Consider the following 18,603-nt stretch of genomic DNA (forward strand, 5'->3'; position numbering starts at 1 on the left):
GATCGTCTCCCTCATTAGGTATTTAGGTATCTAATAATCTAGTTATCTAGTTATCTAATAAACCATGCTTTTTTAATCTTTTAAGGAACAATCCATGCTCTGCCGCCTCACGCGAATCAAAACATTCATCCTCAAATACTTTATAAGGAACGCCTCGTTTACCTGGATGTTCTCCGAGACACCATTTTTTATGTGGCTCTGTGCAAACAATTAAATCCTTTCCTGCGATTTCTTCGTGATTTCTTCGAAAGTAGTTAAGCACGAGAGTCAATTCGTGGCTATGTCGCCCAACTGGGGTTTTCCTATGCTCCTCAATTAACTCCTTCGTAATAAGGGGCTTTATGTTGTTCTCAAGAATTAGCTTATCTTTCTCTAAATAAACCTTCTTTGCTTGATCAATCATAGTAAAACCTCCTTTTTTTAAAAAACATTCCAGTAATTCAGAGCATTACAATCATCAGAACACTATCACAAAGTATCATCAGTAGTGATGCATTAAGCAAATTCATCCCCAATCCAGTACCTTTGATCTCTTCTTATTCATTCCACCTCCTTCTTATCACTTTTCTCATTATAAGAAAGAACCATTGTCGAGGTTGTTGAATCTTAGGATAAATAACCACTAGTTTTGTCGTTTTAACATGAAATCATTTCACGGTTGCCAAAATCGAATCTTTCGACCTTTGGTAACCGCCTTTTAGCATTTAATTAAATTTTTAAAAAACTTTTAAAACAATTGTATAACAGGGGTTGTTTTTTCTTAACTGTTATAATACAATGAATTTAACAGCAACACATAAATAAATAAAAAACGAGGAGGTCATCACTATGATGCCATTAGAATTTTACCGAAACATTCCAGGAAAAGAATGCTGCCAATGCGGAGGACAAATCATCGAACAACACGAGTCTTATCACACTGAATGTGAATACTGCCTAAGCAAAGTGGAGGAATAAACGATTGATTTTTACAACTGTATCTTTTTCATAAATCCGCCTGTTCATTTGAGACAGAGCGGATTTTTTTTATGGTTCCGTTACATTTTATTATTGATTTTTAGCCAAAGAAAAAGACCGACATGTTCACTCAGTCGGCCTCTCCCTATGACTAAAGTGCTGAAAGACGAAAAGAGTGCATAGACTGACAGGGAGAAAAAAACCATATCTTTGAATAAAAGATGTGTAAAGGGGAAATAAAATGAAAATTTTACGTATCGGGCATGCGATGTATGTGTTGACGAGCCAACAGGGAAAAAGGTATTTGGTGGATCCGTTTTTTGATATGAATCCAGGATGCCCCCCAAAATATCAGACAAAGGAGTATTTACAAACCATTGACGGAGTGTTTTTGACTCATGGACATTTTGATCATGTAAGCGGGCTCAAAAAGCTGAGGGATTCGAATCCGGACTGCCTGATTATCGCTCAATATGAGCTGGCAATGATTCTTATGCAACAAGGATTTCAACATGTCTATCCGCTCAATCTTGGCGGCTCCTTTGCGTACGAAGATATGACGGCGACGATGGTACAGGCACGCCATTCATCCAGCTACGGTGAAACAGAAGGCACGCCCATCTATGCAGGGGAGTCCGCGGGGTATATCTTTGATTTCCATGATGATGAGACTGTCTATCATTCGGGTGATACTAATGTGATGTTGGATATGAAATTGTTTCAAGATATCTACCGCCCATCGATTGCCATTCTTTCTTCATCAGGTCAATTTACAATGGGACCGAAAGAAGCAGCGTATGCGGTGAAGCATCTGCTTGATGTGGATTATGTCATTCCAAGCCATACCTTTCCAACAAGGGAGACAGCATCAAATCCTGAAACGTTAGATGCACTGCTGGTGTCTTTCCCAGTTGTGGGAGAGATGATAGGAAAAGATGAAGAATTAAAGAAAGAACTGGAAGGACAAAGTAAAACGAAAGTGATTATTCTCGGCTATGGAGACGAAGCAGCATTTTAATCGAGCAAGGACGATGACTAACCCCCGCCTCCTCACACCACCGTACATACTGATAGGTGTGGGGGTTACTTTTAAAACAAAGGAGATATAAGTTATTGGCACGTTCACGAAAGCAGATGCGTGAATTTTGCGCACCGCCCACCTTAAAAACCGAACAATCTCACTTGACGATAGAATCCACCATAAAAGCTTTATAGTAGCAATTAAGCAGCCTTGTTAATAAAAATTGAAACAACAAGGTCGCTTACACTATCTCCCTGCTCATTATTTTTTGCCTTTAGTTTACTCTATTGATTAATCTACTATTTTACCATTTCACCTTCCAGCTTATCCGGAATATTATGAAATGGCGTGGACGAGAATGATGATATCGTTCCAGGCAGCGAAGGCTTACTGGAAGATAGCCAAGAGAGGCAAAATCCTGGTAATACGGACGAATAAATATTTTTGTAAATAACTGATCTACACTCTAAACTGTCTCTAAACCCAGCCGGATAAAAAATAAAACAAAAACACTGATGATAGCCAGATCAGTGTTTTTGTTCATTTTCTCTTCCTAAACCCTCTATTTCACCTTCACTCTAAAAATCTGCCCTCCCCTGCTGGCAACAACGATGGAGTCGTTAAAAACAGCGGGTGAGGCTTCGATGTTGGATCCTAGATGAAGTGTATTGATGATCTCTCCTGTTTTTCCGTTTAACAAATGCATCGTACCGATTGAATCACACTGAATCAAATATGCTTGTCCACTTTTATCGTACACAGCAACTGGAGATGACCACGTGTAACTTGGCATTTCCCATCGCCATACTTCTTCGCCGGTCGTTTTATTAAGAGCGACCATCAATCCGGCGTCCATCTTCTTGTGCCGGGCAATCGTGAAAATGGCTAAATCCTTTATTTCATTTTTTCCAATAATCGGTGTAGCGAGCATGCCTCCATTAACACTTTCGTTATAAAAAGCAGGATATCCCTTTTTCCAAATAACCTCACCTGTTACCCCATTTATTTTGCGTATAAGGGAATGGCTGTTGCTTCCTCTTAATTTGTCTACTTCTGTTCCTGTGTATAGGAAAGGAGTCGTTTCCTCTTCATCAATCACAATCGACGCATCCGTGTCATCAGTCCCTGACAGCGCCCAGATCGGTTTCATTGTCACTAAATCGACCCCTTGAACACTTCCTCCATTATCTGCGAAAAAAGCAAGGTTTTTATAGACAGCTGTAGAGTTTTCAATCCCTTGATAATCATTCCCATTCACTTTGTAGCGATATGTAATCTGTTCCGGAGTAACCTTAATGCTTTTCTCTTCCTTGTTAAAAACGGTATTTAATTTTACATTGTAAAATAATCCATTTTCACCGCCCATCACAAGAGTATCCGTTTCTCTATTCACAAGAGCAGAACCATCGAAAGCTCCCCATGGACGATAGGCATCCGAGTCAATCCCTGGAATGAAGTGCAGCACCTCTCCATCTATTAAACTGAAAATACGAAAACCGATTTCTCCTTGCTGAGGGATTCCCTGCCCCGTATAAAGCAGCGGATAGCCGCGCGGATCAATGGATACGCTTCCTTTAATAGGGTTGTGAATATTAATCGGATTTCTTGATTGTTTACCAGATTCAAGGTCAAAGAAATAAATTTTCCCATCAAGGCTCGCATGAATCACCTCTGTGAAATGTTCCTTATCTTTAAATTCTTCCTTAAGATTCATCATTTCTCTAACGTCTGAATCCCACTTGATAATGGCCGGCTGCCCTGTCCATCCGGCCCCTCCTCCCCATTTAGGACTTGAACCTGTAGAAAATGACCACATTTTCTCTAAAGAGGCAGGATTCATTTTCACTTTGCCATAACTAGGGGCATCTCTCAAATTATTTCCACGGAAAGTTAACACACCTTCCACTTCCGTATACACCTTAGGAAACGTATGTACTGATTTTAGTTCATGTAATTTGTCATTTGGAAGGATTTCAGAAAAGATTATTGGATTTTCCTTTGGCTCAATTTTAAGAAATGTTTCCTCGGTTTCATTCACTTTCTTGATTGTTTTAGGCTGTTCTTTTTGTTCTGAAGGCACAACCGGCTGCTCCATTTCATCATCTTTCGTTATTTCGCTTGCTTGAATATGTTTACCCGCTTCCTGAGCTGCACAAGCTGTCGTTAAAGCTAAACTAGAAAGAATCAAAGATACGAATACTAATCTATTTGTTTTCAATAAAAACACCGCCGCCATATTATTTTCTTAAACTTTGTTTCCATATTCCTGCTTGTAGTTGCCGAAACATGTGTCCCTTTTCTATGATAAGTTTTCTAAATATTATTAAAGCACACACATTACTTATATCACAGTAATAATGTCATATACTTTGTTATTTTGTCGCAAGATTAAAATTATTTACAAATTTTTTTGGCGTTTGTTTATGCCCCCAATGAATAATCCACACTATTCATTCTTTTAGCGCCGTTGCAAGTATGATGAATGTATGTGAATAGTTCAGCGAATGGATGATTTCTGGCACCCCACCTTTGGGCACCTTACTGCTTATTTATTTTTTAGTACAAAGCTCATTTGGCTGCAAATGTGAGTATATTGTATTGGATTTAAAATCCCCATTACAATACGAAGAGGTGAGTATGCTGAAGAAAAAAGCTCTTTTTACCGTGCCGTTTAGTATTTTGCTCATAGCCGTAATTGTTACATCCTTCTTTTTACTAAATATCAGGCCAGACACTTCAAACGTTTCTCAAGCTCAAAAGTTGTCCGAATACTCGAAGCCAGCAGTAGTAAGAGTGATCGATTACGCGGTTGTTGAATGGCAGTTTAATGATTATTTTCCTGAAGTCGATGCCCTCCTGCAGGAAATAGATTATCAAACTCTTATCGGAGGCTCTGGATCGGGTGCCATTATTAGCTCTGACGGCTATATCGTCACCAACGCCCATGTTGTGGAAGGCTCCAAAATGGAAGAGGCCGATCTTGCTAACGCAGCCTTTGAACAACTGGTCACCATTGTTGCTGAGCATTTTCAAGTAGATTATAACGAAGCCTATGATTATATGGTGGAGTATACTCAGTACACGAAAGTGACTAAAGTGTTAAAGGTAATTTTACCGGGCGGGGATGTTCTCGATGGCGAAGTGAAAAGCTATGGTGCCCCTATTAATGAAGGAAAAGATGCAGCGGTTCTTAAAATTGAAGGAAAGAACCTTCCTACTCTGCCACTCGGGAATTCAGAAACAATAGCGGACCAAGACAATATTTGGGTGATTGGGTATCCTGCAGCAGCAGAGTCAGAGTTGTTATCACCTGATTCATCTTTAGAATCTTCCATGAACGCTGGACAAATCTCAGCTACGTCAAAAAAGACAGAACAAGGAAGCCCGGTTATTCAATTAAATGCTGCATCGACACACGGAAATAGCGGCGGACCGGTCATCAATGAAAAAGGGGAAGTCATTGGTTTACTGACATTTAGAGGGGATACGGTAAATGGCCAGGAAGTTCAAGGCTTCAACTTTGCCGTGCCTGTCAATACCGTTAAAGAATTTGTTAATCAAGCAGGGGCAAAAAACACAAGCAGCCGGACAGATAAGCTCTTTAAAGAAGGCTTAATACTATATTGGGGCGGCTACTATAAAAATGCATTAGAAAAGTTCGAAGCAGTCGAAAGGATCTTCCCGAATCATTCGGAAGTAAAACAATACATTTCCAATTCCGAGAAAAAAATCGATGACAGTAAAATCCTTTGGTCTGACTATCAAACGCTATTCTATATTGTTGACGGCGTGGCAGGATTGCTCATCATCCTTCTAATGGTATTCACCTTCGTCATCAAACCGAAACAGCCAAAATTAGCGGCAGCCACAAATTCTGATCCAGCAACTCCAAATGAAAATATCATTCCCGATTTAAACGGAGATGGAAAAAGTGATATGCAGGACGTCCTGATTGCCCTTAAAAAACAACAGGATGAGGAGAAGAAAAAGGAATGAAATGGTGAAAGATTATGTGTAGTAAATGTCTACAGACTAGATGAAGCTAGCGGGGATTTGTTTAGGTGAGTATAAATAAAACAAAGGCTGTCGAGGTTTCTCGACGGCCTGACTAGCATTTAGTGTCACTTTTCTTTTCTTTTTTTTGCTTATTTTCCGTTTCTCCTGCCCGGATCTCATAATATTTACTTGCGTTCACATCTCCAAATTCCGCCCCATATTCTTCACGGTGATTCAACTCTTCTTTTTTTCTCATCATTTGCCTCTGCCTTTCCGACCGAGATGAGAGTTGCCATTTGCCCCTTTCATTGGATCTTCTCCATCAGAAAATTCTACGGTATAATCCGCTTTCTCAATATTTTCTTTCGGCGTTTTCGCATATTTTTCTAAAACATTTTTTTCAGCTTTACGCTTAACCATTTAGTCATTCCTCCCTTTCAATTGTGATGAGTCACCGATAGTTTCCCCGATTCTTTCGTTCATATCCACTTGAAAAATGAATTGGCGCCAGTTTGCACAAACAAATAAAAACCTTTACAAAAAGCTAAAGCCGCTAATCAAGCGGCTTATTGTCCAGTATTCCGGCGTTTTGTCGGATGAATGGCTTTTTCTAACTCCTCCGCAGCAATTGTACGGCTTACCGTGTCACTGTTCGGTTTTCCTTTTTGGCTGTAGCCTTTTTCCCGTTTTTGGCTCATTTGAGTCGTCTCCCTTCTAATTGGCTTCACTTAATAAGATGGATTAAGAAGTGCGGGCTTATTCATAGTTGGATTGTCCAAATAATTCCCTTTTTCTATTTATGAAAAAGGTTGAATTCTATGTTATCTGAAAGTGCATTTACTACTTTTTTAAATCCTCTTTTCCAGCTGTCCCATTCTCTGCTTTTCCTAAATGCTAAATAGTATTTCCTCCTTTTTATCCAACTTTTTTTCCAGCATTTTTTTTTACCTTTTTAGCCATAAAAGGAGCTTCTTTCTCTCCAACCCTCTTGCCGATGACACTCAAACAAGCGTGATATATCGTCCGGAAAGACAGTGTGGTAAACACGCTAATTAAGCCAACTGCCCAATCAATCGGAAATGCATAGAAGTCTGCTTGAGTTAACCTTACCGTGAAAAGAATAAATCCAATTATCGAAGCCAATATTAAAAGTAGTTAGCTTAAGCAATTCCTGATCCAACGGTACTTAATCATTTTGTTTTTGACAGATCATCTTTGAAAAGTGGACCACGCTAACAAAAAAGCAAAAACATACTTACAATGGTAATTGCAAACATAACGTATTCAATTAATTCAATTGAGTTATAGGGTTTTGCTCCTTAGTATAGGGAATGATAGAAAGGTACAAGCATTCTGCTTCATAGTGGACACCTCTTCTCGTAAATTGTTTGGTAGTACTTACCTTTTACAAGAGTGTGTCCTTTTTATCGTTTATTTATAGAAAGCTATAGATAATCAACACGCGTATTAGTATATAATTAATAAAAAGTACTTTTTTGGGGGTAAAATAGATGTCACAAGTTACATGCTCTAAATGTAATCGCGCTATTGATTCTGAAGAAGCTATTAAAACGGATAAATTTCAATCATACGGTTCTGAAGTGAAGGGATATTGTCCATCTTGCTTTTTGCAAGATGTTGAAAAAGGTTTTGATAATTATGAAATAGATAACTGCGTAGTTTGTAACAGTCCGCTAGTGCTACAATTCGATAATGAAGAAACACTCTCTCTTGCTCGTGAGGATTATACAGTACATTTTACATGTAAAAAAGTAAAGGATGCAATTGAAAGAGATGACCAAGCCGAGATTGAACGATTAGATAAAGAAGATCATGATTGGTTAATTGTGTATACAATACAACCTAATCCTGAAGAACCTGACTTTGGTTAAGATTACTCAAAAAGGCTGTGACTCTAAGGAAGGGTGCTAGAAAAGTCTATTTAAAGAGGAAAAAAGCTAATCTCCTACTACATATAGGACATTAGCTTCTTTTATTATCTGTATATTGATGAAGATTATCTTTACTTTCAAAAGCCATTACTTCTTCAGCAGCTGAACTAACTCTTTTTACTTTTGTTCTATATTTAGAACTTATATACTCAATCATCGCAACCTTACTTAGTTTTATACTGTTAACTTTATCCGGGTGTTTCAAAATATTCGTTTTTTCTATTATAATAGTAGTATATACCCTTCATTATCCTAATATTATTAATTAGTTATTAAATTTAAATCGGAGTGGATTAAAATGAATATAGAAGAAAAATCCTTATTGAGGGAGTTGCTTAAAAAGCATGATCTCTCCTCTTCTTTAATAAGCAAATTAAAAAAAGAATCCAACGCTAACATGTATGAACAGCGTAGCGAAGCTAAAAAACTACATGAGCTTGAAGCCTTAATCGCTGTTCAAATTAGCGAAGACCGGGGAGAAAAATAATATATGCTTTTTAAAAAATTAATCTTTAATAATTATAAAACTTATTACGGTATTCAGGAAATTAACCTTTCTTTATCTGAAGACGATCTATCCGAAAGCAGAAATATCATACTATTTGGAGGCTTGAATGGAGCCGGAAAAACAACGATTTTGAAGGCGATTAAATATGTACTATTTGGCGAAAGAGGCATCAGTGACGAGGAGAAGAAGAGAGTCTTTTCCAATACAATTAATGATACTTATTTTGATGAAGGCGGTCGTGAATCTTCAGTTTCCCTAATTATTGAATTAGATAATGGCGAAGAATATATCATTAAGGTCGAATGGCTTTTTGATCATCTTAAACGAAGAGTCCACGAAAACAGAACTATCCAAAAAGTTGGGGTCTTTCGCAACAAAAATTTAAATGTTACAGATATCAATGCTTTTAACCGCTTTATTGATAGAGTCATCCCATATAACGCTGCTCCTTTCTTTATATTTGATGGTGAAGAAATAAGAGAGTTGATTACTAAACAAGACGCTTCTAGTATGAGGTTGGCTATTCATAAAATTACCGGTTTAGATACTTATAAGCATCTATTAAAAGATTTAGATTCTCTGGAGAGCTCTTTATACAAAAAGATGCGTTCATCTACGAACGCTGCCACTGTTGAGAGCTATAAAAAAGAACTGATAGATAAAGAAGAGCAACTTCAAAAATTAGAAGAAAGAATCATTGGCTTTCGGAAAAAAACAGAAAAGATCAAGGCTGAATTAAATGAAGTAACGGCTGAACGAAATAAAAAATTAACATCTAATTCAGCATCTCGTGAACTTCTTGTAAAAAAACAAGCTCAAATTTCCACACAATTGGAATTAAAAAGGGAATCTTTCAAGAAGCATTACAAGAATAACATTGTTTTAATTCTTCTTGCTGATTTAATTAAAGAAATGAAAGCTTCGGTAAAAAAAGAGAATGAGCAAAAGGTCGCAAAAATTATGAAAGAATCATCACTTGCTCCTTATCATGAATTTATTGAACAACTGCTTCAGTCACCAATCGATCCCCCTCTATCTGATGAACAGTTGAGGCAAATAAAAAAAATAGGGGAAGCAATTTGGCTGAAGAAAGAAAAGAAAACTTTTAACGTTCAAGAAGTTGAAGAGATACATGATTTATCAACAAAAGATTACCAGACACTACTTTCTCTAAATATCCTAGATCAGCATACATTAGTAAAATATATTGAAGAAATCGAGCTATTACATGATCAATATGAAAAGTTAGAAGCTCAAATTCTCGATGCTCCGACGACAGTTGATGTCTCTAAAGATAATAATACCATTTCTGTCCTTAATCAGCGTCTAGGAGAATTACAAGTTAGAATGAGATCTGCAAATACTAAGCTTTCACCTCTTCGCGAAGCTGTGACCAATTTAAAAAATAAGCTTTCCCGCTCTGCTGATCAAGGTGAATCAACTGAATTAATTGAGCAAAAGCTGGAATATATCTCAAGACTTAAAGCTTTTACTACTGAATATTTAGAGCGAATGACAGAATTGAAAGCCCAGCAAATCCAAGACCAGTTTAGTTTTATGTTGAATAAACTTATTAGAAAAACAAATGAGTTTAGTAGAATTGTGTTTGATAGAACAAGCTACAGCATTAAACTATATAACGATCGCGGACAGGAAATTAGTATGTACGACCGTTCTGCTGGTGAAATGCAGTTAATCTCATCATCTTTTATTTGGGCATTAATTAAAGCATCAGACTTAGAATTACCTATGGTAATCGATACTCCTTTAGGCCGCCTGGACAGCATTCACAGGAATCACTTGGTGAAACATTATTATACAGAGCTATCCAAGCAGGTAATTATCTTGTCAACAGATACAGAAATAACGGAAGAGTATGTTGAGCTAATGGAGAAACATTCAGCGAAACAATATTTGCTCGACTATGATGAAGAGAAAAAATACACAATCATTCGTCATGGCTATTTTAACTTAGTAGAGGTGAAATAAAATGTCCAATCGAAAGATGAATTTATCAAAGGATGGAAAGGATATACTTGATCTGGCAGAAGCAGAGTTAGAACTTGAGCGCCCGCTAGTTATTAAGGTGGCATTAGCAAAGGGGCTAAGTTCGGAAGAACAAACAATTGTAGATGCATCCTCTACACCTAAATGGACAATTCCAGATAATATTATTAAGAATGAAGAATTTTTAATGTTTAAGCATTTAATTATTCACAAGGCTAATAAGCCGTTAAATGAAGAAGATGTCCATAAACAAATGATCTTCTATATTGAAAAAGGCTTGCGCCTGCTGAAACAAAGCTTTCAACAAAAAGGCAGTATAAGTGATAGCCGCTTAGCCATCTTAAATTAAAAGAAGGACAGCCATTTGAAAGGCTGTCCACTTTTTTATGAGAAATACTTCATAATCCTATTTACTTTATTCTCTCCTAACGCCTCTTCTTCGTTATTTCCATAAGAATATTTCAAAACATTCTCTCTGACCAGCTCTGATGAATCAATAAATAGCCACTTTTCAATCTCATCAATGCTTTTCAGTAAACTTTCCCCAACATCATCTTCAGGTAAGTTAATTTTTAAGATATCCTCTTGCAACTTGTTAGTTCTCATGGTAGTTTCTGTTTTGAAAGAAATTATTCCTCCCTGGCCGATATATGAACGAAGATCAAGAGAAAATTCATATTCTCCACTTTTCAACTTTTCTAATAGTGAAGCCGGCAAATCATATTCCCTTGCTGGAAAAAAGTTGGTTTCATTCATTCTTTTAGCATTAGAAATGAACAGCTGAACGAAAAAGTTTTGATGGAATTTCTTCATAAAACCATCTTGTTTATTGATTAGCTCCTCTCTCAATAAACGTACAGTCTTTTCAATTTGCTCTTGCGCCTTTTTCATTACACTCGATTCATTCCGACCAACTTTCACCTCAATTGGGTACAAATGAATGACTAGCTCTTCTTGTTTTTGCTCTAACCCAATGACTAATAAATCATCACTGTGCTGTCCGGAAACCCCTAAATTTTTTGCAGTGAATACACCATTTCTCTTATTTAAGCTCACTGCCCCAGCTACTCGCAGAATTTCTTCCAAGGAAACAGGAACCCATAAAATTCGCTCATGATCTAAATATGCTAGAGCTACCTTGATAGCAGCAATAATACTTAACTTTTCTCTAGTATATTGTCCCCGGCTTCCTACAATCTTTAACAGCCATTCACCATTAATCGTATTAAAATCTGAAATAATAGAATGTATTTTACTCGGGTTAATTCCAGACTGAATAGGAAGCTTGTTTAAATAATCCTGAATTGCTCCAAAAAATTGTTTTGATTTTTTTGTTACAGTGATCGCATCATACTTTGTTGAAGAAGAATACTGATCACTATAATGAATAACAATGAGATCCTCGAAAAGATTTTCGAAAAAGTCTAGCTCTACCCCAGGATCAACAAACGTAGCCCATACAGAATGTTCAAGAATATTTTCGATCATATCAATATCTTCATAAGAAGTTCTCGAAACAATTCCTCGCCCTTTTACATATGTGTTAGATGCTCCATTTTCCATATTGGCCGCTAATTCATTAATATAATAACTTGTAGCTAAAAGTAGATTGCCATCTATATTTAAATCCTTAGTACCAAATCCGCTTCGGTAATCTTCCTCGAATTTACGAGATGGAACAGAAGAATATAGACCCTGCATAGATACCCCTGACTCAAGTTGATTCATTTGCTGTACAGCAAACTGTTGCTTAGCGTGCATTTTATAAAATGTCACATGGGCATATTCTAAATCGCGAATTTCTTCTTTTATATAAAAGCTAACATTCCGTTGAATGATTTTAAAAATCTCATCTTCCGACAAATCCGTATTTGTTGTTTTTAATTTGAGTTGAAAAGATTGCGATAGTTCATTGGCATCCTTCAAAGAGCTAAATAATTCAGCTGATGACTCCCCAAGATTCGTTCGATAAATGAACACTTGTAGTACAAAAGGTTCAATAGGGTTTTTATCCAACTTTTCAATATACCATTGTAAGAGCCCTCTAATCGCCTGGTAATCATTTAAAACATTTACGATATTCATTTTAAACGGTGCCTTTGATTGACTAAGAAAATAATAGGTAAAGTGCTTTTCAAATTGTGAAAGCTTATCTTTTACAACTTTATTCAAGAACAGGTCTGCGTCAGCGACATTAGCTAAATCGATTGTTTTATATACAACCCATCCCGGAATTGATTGCTGAGTATCAGGACTGTATACTTGATTGGACTCCCCAAAGATATACGGAAGAAGACTATCCGGACGAAGACGTTCAAGTATAGTTAAATCAATTTTCTCTTGTTCAATTTCTTTTTCTTGTTGCAACCTAAAAGCGACATTTAACGGATTAAATGGGGTAAGCCATATTTCTTCAGGTGTATGAATTGCCCCCAGGTAAAAAACATTTAACCCTATTCTTCCGGCTGGTTTCTCCTCACTTATTGAAGACACATGTTGGTTAAAAACCTTCAAATACTTCACCGCTCTGTCTACTGTTTCCCTACTCCATGTATGCAAAGACGGAGCCTGTTTGAAAAATGATGTTAAAAAGCGGCTATAAGCTTCCCGCAAGTCATCAGGTAGTATAATACTTTCATTTTTGATAAAAGAACCATTTTGATAAAAACCTGAAGCTACCCCATTTTTGAGCCATTCAATTTCAATTTCAATAAAGTTTCGATATGAGCTGCTTAAAGAAAAGTGAAACTCATTACTTACCACTTTTCCATCATCATAGGTAAACGCCATCTTCTCTTCCCGTCTAACTTGAGCTAATCTGGCCGCGTTGATTGGTACAAGGACACTTTTGTCTCCTTGTAATTCAATTGGTAGAGAAATGTCTGATACCTTTAAGTAAAAGCGGATCACTTCCTCGCTTTCTGCTAGCTTCTCATCTACTTTACAAGTTAGCAGCGACTCACCCGGATAATCAATTATTTCTCCATTTTCACGCAAAGTGACTTGAGATTCTTCTCCAACTTCTCCGAATTGTACTTTATAGTCCCCCATCGGTATTACTAGTTGTTTGCTTCTAACATTCACTTCGTAACTGTATTGAAAACGATCTAAAACATTAGTTATTAAAGGGAGTATGCAAATATGCAACTCTACACTTAATGTCGTACTATCCTCATGCTTATACACAATTTTTTCAAACAGGGGCTCTTTACCAATTTCCGGGAAGTGGATTTTTAACCGGTTCTTCTTTATCTCTATATCAGCAAGGCGTCCTTTTTTTAAATAAGACGATTGTAAAGAGCTTTTTTCACTGTGCTCAATACTAATGAAAGCCTCCAATTCAATTTCTTCTTGATTATCTGTAAAAATAATAACTTGATGCTTTCTTTTTCCAGCAGCCGTATCGCTAAGACGGCGACTAAAGGATTTAATATGATCCGGAAGTTTTAATTCCTTAAGCTCCACTCTCGTTTTCTTATTCAAATTTTGCCGGGCTTCATAAGATTTATAAACAGACTGAAAAGGCACCTCTTCCCAGTCTTCTTTTTTAAAAGTTGGAATATCCTTGGTCATGAAATACTTTTCCAACTCACTCTCATCCAAATTCAACTCTTTAATTCTTTTTACCGCGGTAAAAATTTCTCGATTTTTCTCAAGTCGTTTTTGTAAGTTCCCCCCTTTAAATGTGCTTAACTCTTTGTCCTTAAACAGTTCCATTTTGCTGTAGTCATTTATACTTAACGATCCTTTCATGACAATCTCCAATATGTCACGATAATCATAAAAGTTGATGAAGTGAGTTTTTCGTTCTTCATCTAGCTGATCAATATACTTGCTTAAAACGATCTTGTCTGTTTTATCCACAATCGTTTCGGCAATTTCAGTTTTTACTTTTTTCGAAAGCTCATTTGTGTGGAAAGGCATGTTCTCGCTTTGGAGCGAGATACTTCCACCAGTAATGGAATCTAACTCTCCTGTAATAAGAAGCAGTAATGACTTCCCTTCCCATACGGTTCCTACCTCCTGATCACTGACACGGTTTCTAAGAGTTACAAGAAAATCTGGAGTGATTTCAGGACTATTATAAGCGATAATTAAATCTGGAGTTCTCTCATATGATATTAAAGGGGTCGTATAATCTTCACCGCTCTTTAATTTGTACGAAAATGTGTCAGTAGTTATAATTCCGTTTAATGACTGGATAAAAGTCTCGATATCTTCCTGAGAGTTCAACTGGAGATAATAGCGTTCTCCAGCCATTAAGCTTTTCTCCTGAAAATATTCAGCAATATATTTAGCAATAAAATTAAAGAATTGGTTTGACATATTGTGCATCACCACTATCACTCTTTTTTTCAATATGATTTAATTGGTCTAATAGCTTTATGGCTTCTCCTCTTGAATAACGGTCGAATATAACTCCCCTTTTTTCAAGCTGTGCAAATAATTCCTTCAAAGGTATCTTCCGATCTTTAACTGCTACTGCACAAAGTAAAAGGAAAAGCTCTTGTGTAAGGTTCAGTATATTCCCGTGCCTTCCCCTGCTCTTAAGAGCTACGGAAGAACCAACTTGATCTATATTCTTTCCATATTTAATGCATACCTCTTCACTCATCCCTTTTTTCAGACAGTTAAATAACTCCCTGAATAAATCTGTGAATTGCCCTTCTTCTAAAGCTGTGGGGAGCTCTACCTTTGCAAATTCACAATAAGTTTTAATCCATTCCTGCAGGGCTTTTTTCTCAATTTGTTGCTGTTCTTCAGATAAACAAAGTACTTTCTCCAGCACCTCGTGATAGGTAAAGAATTCTCTTGAATCTCCTTTATTTAATGAATGATAGCTTAAGTGAGATTGGCAATGGATATGAACAAACAAACTTTTAGCATGATCTTTTACAAGACTATAATCTTTTACAGCATCCCGGTAAGACCCTATACCAGTTTCCCAATCTAAAACAAAGTGCAATGCCTTCACTTCTTTTGTAGCATAACTTCCAAAGCTTTGTGAGGAAAGCAACAGTTGGAGAATATATTGAAAAACATAATAATGAAGCAGTAAAGGGAATTGTTTAAGAAAGTATTCTTTTTTCCCACTAAGATAAATAAAGTCTTGCTGGAATATGTTTACTAATGATTGATTAACTCTTGAATAAGACGCCCGTGCTTGTTTCTTCTTGTTTTCTTCCATAACCGGCAATGATTCGATAATCATCTGTGTTAGCAGATTATCAGTTTCTTTATTTAAGAAAATCTCTCTAATCTCTTCTTTTTCTTCATAGAAAACCTCGTGAATAAAACGGGCATATTTTTTCTTTTCATTTTCGTCTTTTTCCCCTAAGGCAATATACAAGAATAAATAGAGGTGCAAAGGGCGAACCTTCTTGTTTTCGCCGTATAAATAATCTTCTAAAAACCCAATAAAAACTTCTTCCGACTCATCATCGTCAAACTCTATCCCTTGGGTAACCTTATTAACCAACGGCTTATCCGAGAAACCATCCTCGTCTTCTAGTAATGCAGCTGGTATTTTTTTACCCGTTGTGTAGCGAATTAATTCCCCTACAATCTCTCGGAAACTATCTTTAAATACACTTGTAACCTTCGAAGAATTAAAAGGAAGAGCACTCTTTACAGTCCCCGTATCGTGGGTTAATCCATTTTTGGATTGTTTCTTTGCTAAAACCCTTTCAATTTCTTCAAATTCGAAAAAACGTTCCATCTATTGTTCCACCTTTTCAAATGCATAAGATGATGTGAAAACATTTTGATTTAGTTTATAAAATTCTTTGTTCTCATGATGATGAATAAGCAGTGGCTGATTTTTCTTGCCGATTCTTAATATACTTTCCATGAAATGAACAAAAGTCAGTCCATCTTCCTGGTCTTGATTACTTGGTCTATACCCTCTCGTTACATGATAAAGAAGAATAAACAGCGGATAATCTATTTCAAGACAAATAGCATCTTCAGGGTGATCTACATCATATGAAACGTATAATCGAATGACTCCTTCAAATGTGTCCATTTCTTTTTCAAGAATCGCTTTTTTCATTCCAAAGACTGGCTCAAAATTTAACTTTTGAGCTACTCTATAATTCTCAGTTAACTTATTCAAATAAACATAACCTTGCTTTGGAGAGCCTCTCCAATTAATAACAGCCGAGTGTACTAATCCATATAGTTTTTGAAGCACCCTTTTATCTTGACGGTTGTATGCATATAAATAGTTGGCGTACAACGAAAAAATTTCTTCTTGCTCTATTTTAACTTTATTTGTTAAATAGATACTTCTTATAAAAGTTTCCGTAATTAATTTTAACGTCTGATCGCCAACCACAGTTTCCTCTGTATCATTTTCCATTAATTTGGCAATCGGCTCAAAAAGTGTGCTTGTTATGTGGTCTTTTAAATATTTCTGTATAGATTTATTAAAATAATTAAGATTATATAAATCATTCATCACTTGATCAAAAAAATGATCTCTAGTATGAATTGGATCCATTTCGGCGAAAGCTCTTAAAATATCTGAACGTTCTCCTCTTGTAAAAAGCAAATTTACAAGTGAATAACTTAATCTTTCGTGTTCGAGCAGATTTTCTTGTCTTAGCTCAAAAACGTCAACATCACTCGGAATTAAAATATCTGCTAAGAAGTTTAAAAAAGAACGTGTTGACACAACAAGCTTATCTTTTAAAATGACTTGACATAACAACAAATCAATTTTATTTTGAAATTCACTATCACTTAATAAATCAAAATTCAAATGCACAATTGTATTTATTCCGTTTTCAATATCTTTTCGGTAAGCAGCATAAAAAGGGTTTTCTAATGATGGAGTGGTAACTCGCTCCATCAGCCTTAAGAAATAGCTGGAAAACATCTTTCCTTCTGTCAACGTAAATGGTTGTGATGCAGAAAAGTTAATAAGGGTAAACTCATTATTAGCAACCATCATTTTTGCTTCATTTGAAAATAGACTGCTTTCATGAATGAATTGATGGATTCTCTCAAAAGATTGTTGTTCAAACGTGGTGGAGATAAAATTATTAATAACGCCCAAGTTAATTGCCACAATGACTTTTTGCGGTTTTTTTGGATCATCCTTATCGCTGAAAGCGGATAGCTTCTCAGCCAAAGTTTCCAAACTGCTTTTTCTCGGGTCATCACTTTCCGTTGCATCATTTATAATTAGAAAGTCTTCTACTAATTTTGGCTTGTTTTGCTGCAAGTAGGAAATTAAATGAGATTTGCCATCACCAACGCTTCCAGCTAAAAATATAAGCGTTCTCTCTTGATTTTTCGCATTTTCTAGCGCTTCTTCCACCAAATTCTGGATAGGTCTTTCCACATGCAAGTAATTCTTAAAGTGGTCGAAGCTACCTTTATCAGCATTTTCTAGCGCTTCTTTTGAAGATGCTCTAAGACGCTCCAATTCCCTAACAAGATAACTCCGACCTTCTTTTAGTGGCTCTAACGCATATTCTTTTGGTGCTTCACTTTCTTCTGCCCCTTCACTCGGTTCTACTATAGGGGATGGATGAAGTGCTTTTTCACCAGCTAACTCTTTAATGTGTTGCTGGACAAGCTGTTCAATCATTTCTTTGTCTATCTCCGGCTGCTTTGCTTTTGGTTCTTTGTAGTCCGGCAAGACAATCTCCTCGCCTAAATACTTGTTAATATACCATTTGCTCAATTGATGGATGACACGGTGAGCCTTTAATGCATTAATAATGTAATCACCGGACGATTCATGAGCAGCCTTGTTTCCATTGATACGAATAAAGCTCATCGCTTCATATACTTGATTTTTAAAAACCTTCCTTTGATATAGCTTCTCAATCCGATCCTTTAGGCTTACGTTATAAATAGCTTCATATTTTTCTCTATTAAAAATATCCTCTACAAGTGATTCAACAAAAGTTCTTGACTTCACTAAAGCTGAAGCGGATTCCAGAAAAATAAGATCATCAATTTTTAAAGCAATATCGTATAGCTCTTTATTGAAAGGTTCAAGAAACGAGCAGTACTGGCCCATTTTTATAACCTCCATATCCTTGTCAATTTTCCTCTTATTTTAACATACTTAATTTCTACCTTTTGAAGTTAATTATTTACTTCTTTAGTACGTACGTAATATAATAAAAGAAGGTGATTTTACGTAC

At 36.3% G+C, this 18,603-nt stretch carries 15 protein-coding genes; 7 read left to right on the plus strand and 8 right to left on the minus strand.

What is annotated here, in order from left to right; genetic code table 11:
• Positions 1–46: 46 nt before the first annotated feature.
• The gene (locus F9802_RS08845) at positions 47–403 is read right to left on the minus strand and encodes an inner-membrane translocator (RefSeq protein WP_152151041.1); all 357 of its coding nucleotides are present in this window, start codon (positions 401–403) and stop codon (positions 47–49) included.
• Positions 404–828: 425 nt separating this feature from the next.
• Here F9802_RS08845 and yhfH point away from each other — a divergent pair, with 425 nt between their 5' ends.
• Positions 829–957: a protein YhfH gene (yhfH, locus tag F9802_RS08850; RefSeq protein ID WP_152150974.1), complete on the plus strand. Its 129-nt coding sequence runs from the start codon at positions 829–831 to the stop codon at positions 955–957.
• Positions 958–1,198: 241 nt separating this feature from the next.
• On the plus strand, positions 1,199–1,975 hold the full coding sequence (locus tag F9802_RS08855; RefSeq protein ID WP_152151042.1) for a metal-dependent hydrolase: 777 nt from the start codon (positions 1,199–1,201) through the stop codon (positions 1,973–1,975).
• Between the two features lie 565 nt (positions 1,976–2,540).
• Here F9802_RS08855 and F9802_RS08860 read toward each other — a convergent pair.
• Complete coding sequence (locus F9802_RS08860; RefSeq protein ID WP_152151045.1) at positions 2,541–4,196, minus strand: outer membrane protein assembly factor BamB family protein; 1,656 nt, start codon at positions 4,194–4,196, stop codon at positions 2,541–2,543.
• A gap of 419 nt (positions 4,197–4,615) precedes the next feature.
• Here F9802_RS08860 and F9802_RS08865 point away from each other — a divergent pair, with 419 nt between their 5' ends.
• A complete protein-coding gene (locus tag F9802_RS08865) occupies positions 4,616–5,974 on the plus strand; it encodes a S1C family serine protease (RefSeq protein WP_191991814.1) in 1,359 nt (452 codons plus the stop codon).
• A 112-nt stretch (positions 5,975–6,086) separates the two neighbouring features.
• On the opposite strand, the gene F9802_RS19600 is transcribed toward F9802_RS08865, so the two are convergent.
• The 3 genes from F9802_RS19600 to F9802_RS20075 form a co-directional block, all read right to left on the minus strand.
• Positions 6,087–6,233: a hypothetical protein gene (locus F9802_RS19600; protein WP_191991815.1), complete on the minus strand. Its 147-nt coding sequence runs from the start codon at positions 6,231–6,233 to the stop codon at positions 6,087–6,089.
• Positions 6,230–6,394: a hypothetical protein gene (locus F9802_RS19605; RefSeq protein ID WP_191991816.1), complete on the minus strand. Its 165-nt coding sequence runs from the start codon at positions 6,392–6,394 to the stop codon at positions 6,230–6,232. The genes F9802_RS19600 and F9802_RS19605 overlap by 4 nt, the downstream gene beginning before the upstream one ends.
• 146 nt (positions 6,395–6,540) lie before the next feature.
• Positions 6,541–6,672: a hypothetical protein gene (locus F9802_RS20075; protein ID WP_263862294.1), complete on the minus strand. Its 132-nt coding sequence runs from the start codon at positions 6,670–6,672 to the stop codon at positions 6,541–6,543.
• A gap of 813 nt (positions 6,673–7,485) precedes the next feature.
• On the opposite strand from F9802_RS20075, the gene F9802_RS08870 reads away from it, so the two are divergent.
• The 4 genes from F9802_RS08870 to F9802_RS08885 all read left to right on the plus strand — a co-directional run bounded on the left by F9802_RS08870 (position 7,486) and on the right by F9802_RS08885 (position 10,790).
• On the plus strand, positions 7,486–7,866 hold the full coding sequence (locus F9802_RS08870) for a hypothetical protein (RefSeq protein ID WP_152151048.1): 381 nt from the start codon (positions 7,486–7,488) through the stop codon (positions 7,864–7,866).
• 358 nt (positions 7,867–8,224) lie between these two features.
• On the plus strand, positions 8,225–8,413 hold the full coding sequence (locus tag F9802_RS08875; protein WP_152151050.1) for a DNA modification system-associated small protein: 189 nt from the start codon (positions 8,225–8,227) through the stop codon (positions 8,411–8,413).
• Between the two features lie 3 nt (positions 8,414–8,416).
• The gene (gene dndD / locus F9802_RS08880) at positions 8,417–10,423 is read left to right on the plus strand and encodes a DNA sulfur modification protein DndD (protein ID WP_152151052.1); all 2,007 of its coding nucleotides are present in this window, start codon (positions 8,417–8,419) and stop codon (positions 10,421–10,423) included.
• Between the two features lies 1 nt (position 10,424).
• Positions 10,425–10,790: a hypothetical protein gene (locus F9802_RS08885; protein WP_152151054.1), complete on the plus strand. Its 366-nt coding sequence runs from the start codon at positions 10,425–10,427 to the stop codon at positions 10,788–10,790.
• 35 nt (positions 10,791–10,825) lie between these two features.
• Here F9802_RS08885 and dptH read toward each other — a convergent pair whose 3' ends face one another.
• Genes dptH through dptF form a run of 3 tightly spaced genes read right to left on the minus strand, consistent with a single transcriptional unit; the run spans position 10,826 to position 18,476 of the window.
• Positions 10,826–14,776 carry a DNA phosphorothioation-dependent restriction protein DptH gene (dptH, locus tag F9802_RS08890; RefSeq protein WP_318636108.1) on the minus strand — a complete coding sequence of 1,317 codons (3,951 nt, stop codon included), beginning with the start codon at positions 14,774–14,776 and terminating at the stop codon, positions 10,826–10,828.
• Positions 14,748–16,160: a DNA phosphorothioation-dependent restriction protein DptG gene (gene dptG / locus F9802_RS08895; protein WP_152151058.1), complete on the minus strand. Its 1,413-nt coding sequence runs from the start codon at positions 16,158–16,160 to the stop codon at positions 14,748–14,750. The genes dptH and dptG overlap by 29 nt, the downstream gene beginning before the upstream one ends.
• Positions 16,161–18,476, minus strand: a complete 2,316-nt coding sequence (gene dptF / locus F9802_RS08900) for a DNA phosphorothioation-dependent restriction protein DptF (protein ID WP_191991819.1) — start codon at positions 18,474–18,476, stop codon at positions 16,161–16,163. It abuts the gene before it with no gap.
• Between the last annotated feature and the right edge of the window lie 127 nt (positions 18,477–18,603).

Origin of the sequence: Bacillus aerolatus (genome assembly GCF_009183655.1) — a bacterium.
GTDB lineage: Bacteria > Bacillota > Bacilli > Bacillales > Domibacillaceae > Pseudobacillus > Pseudobacillus aerolatus.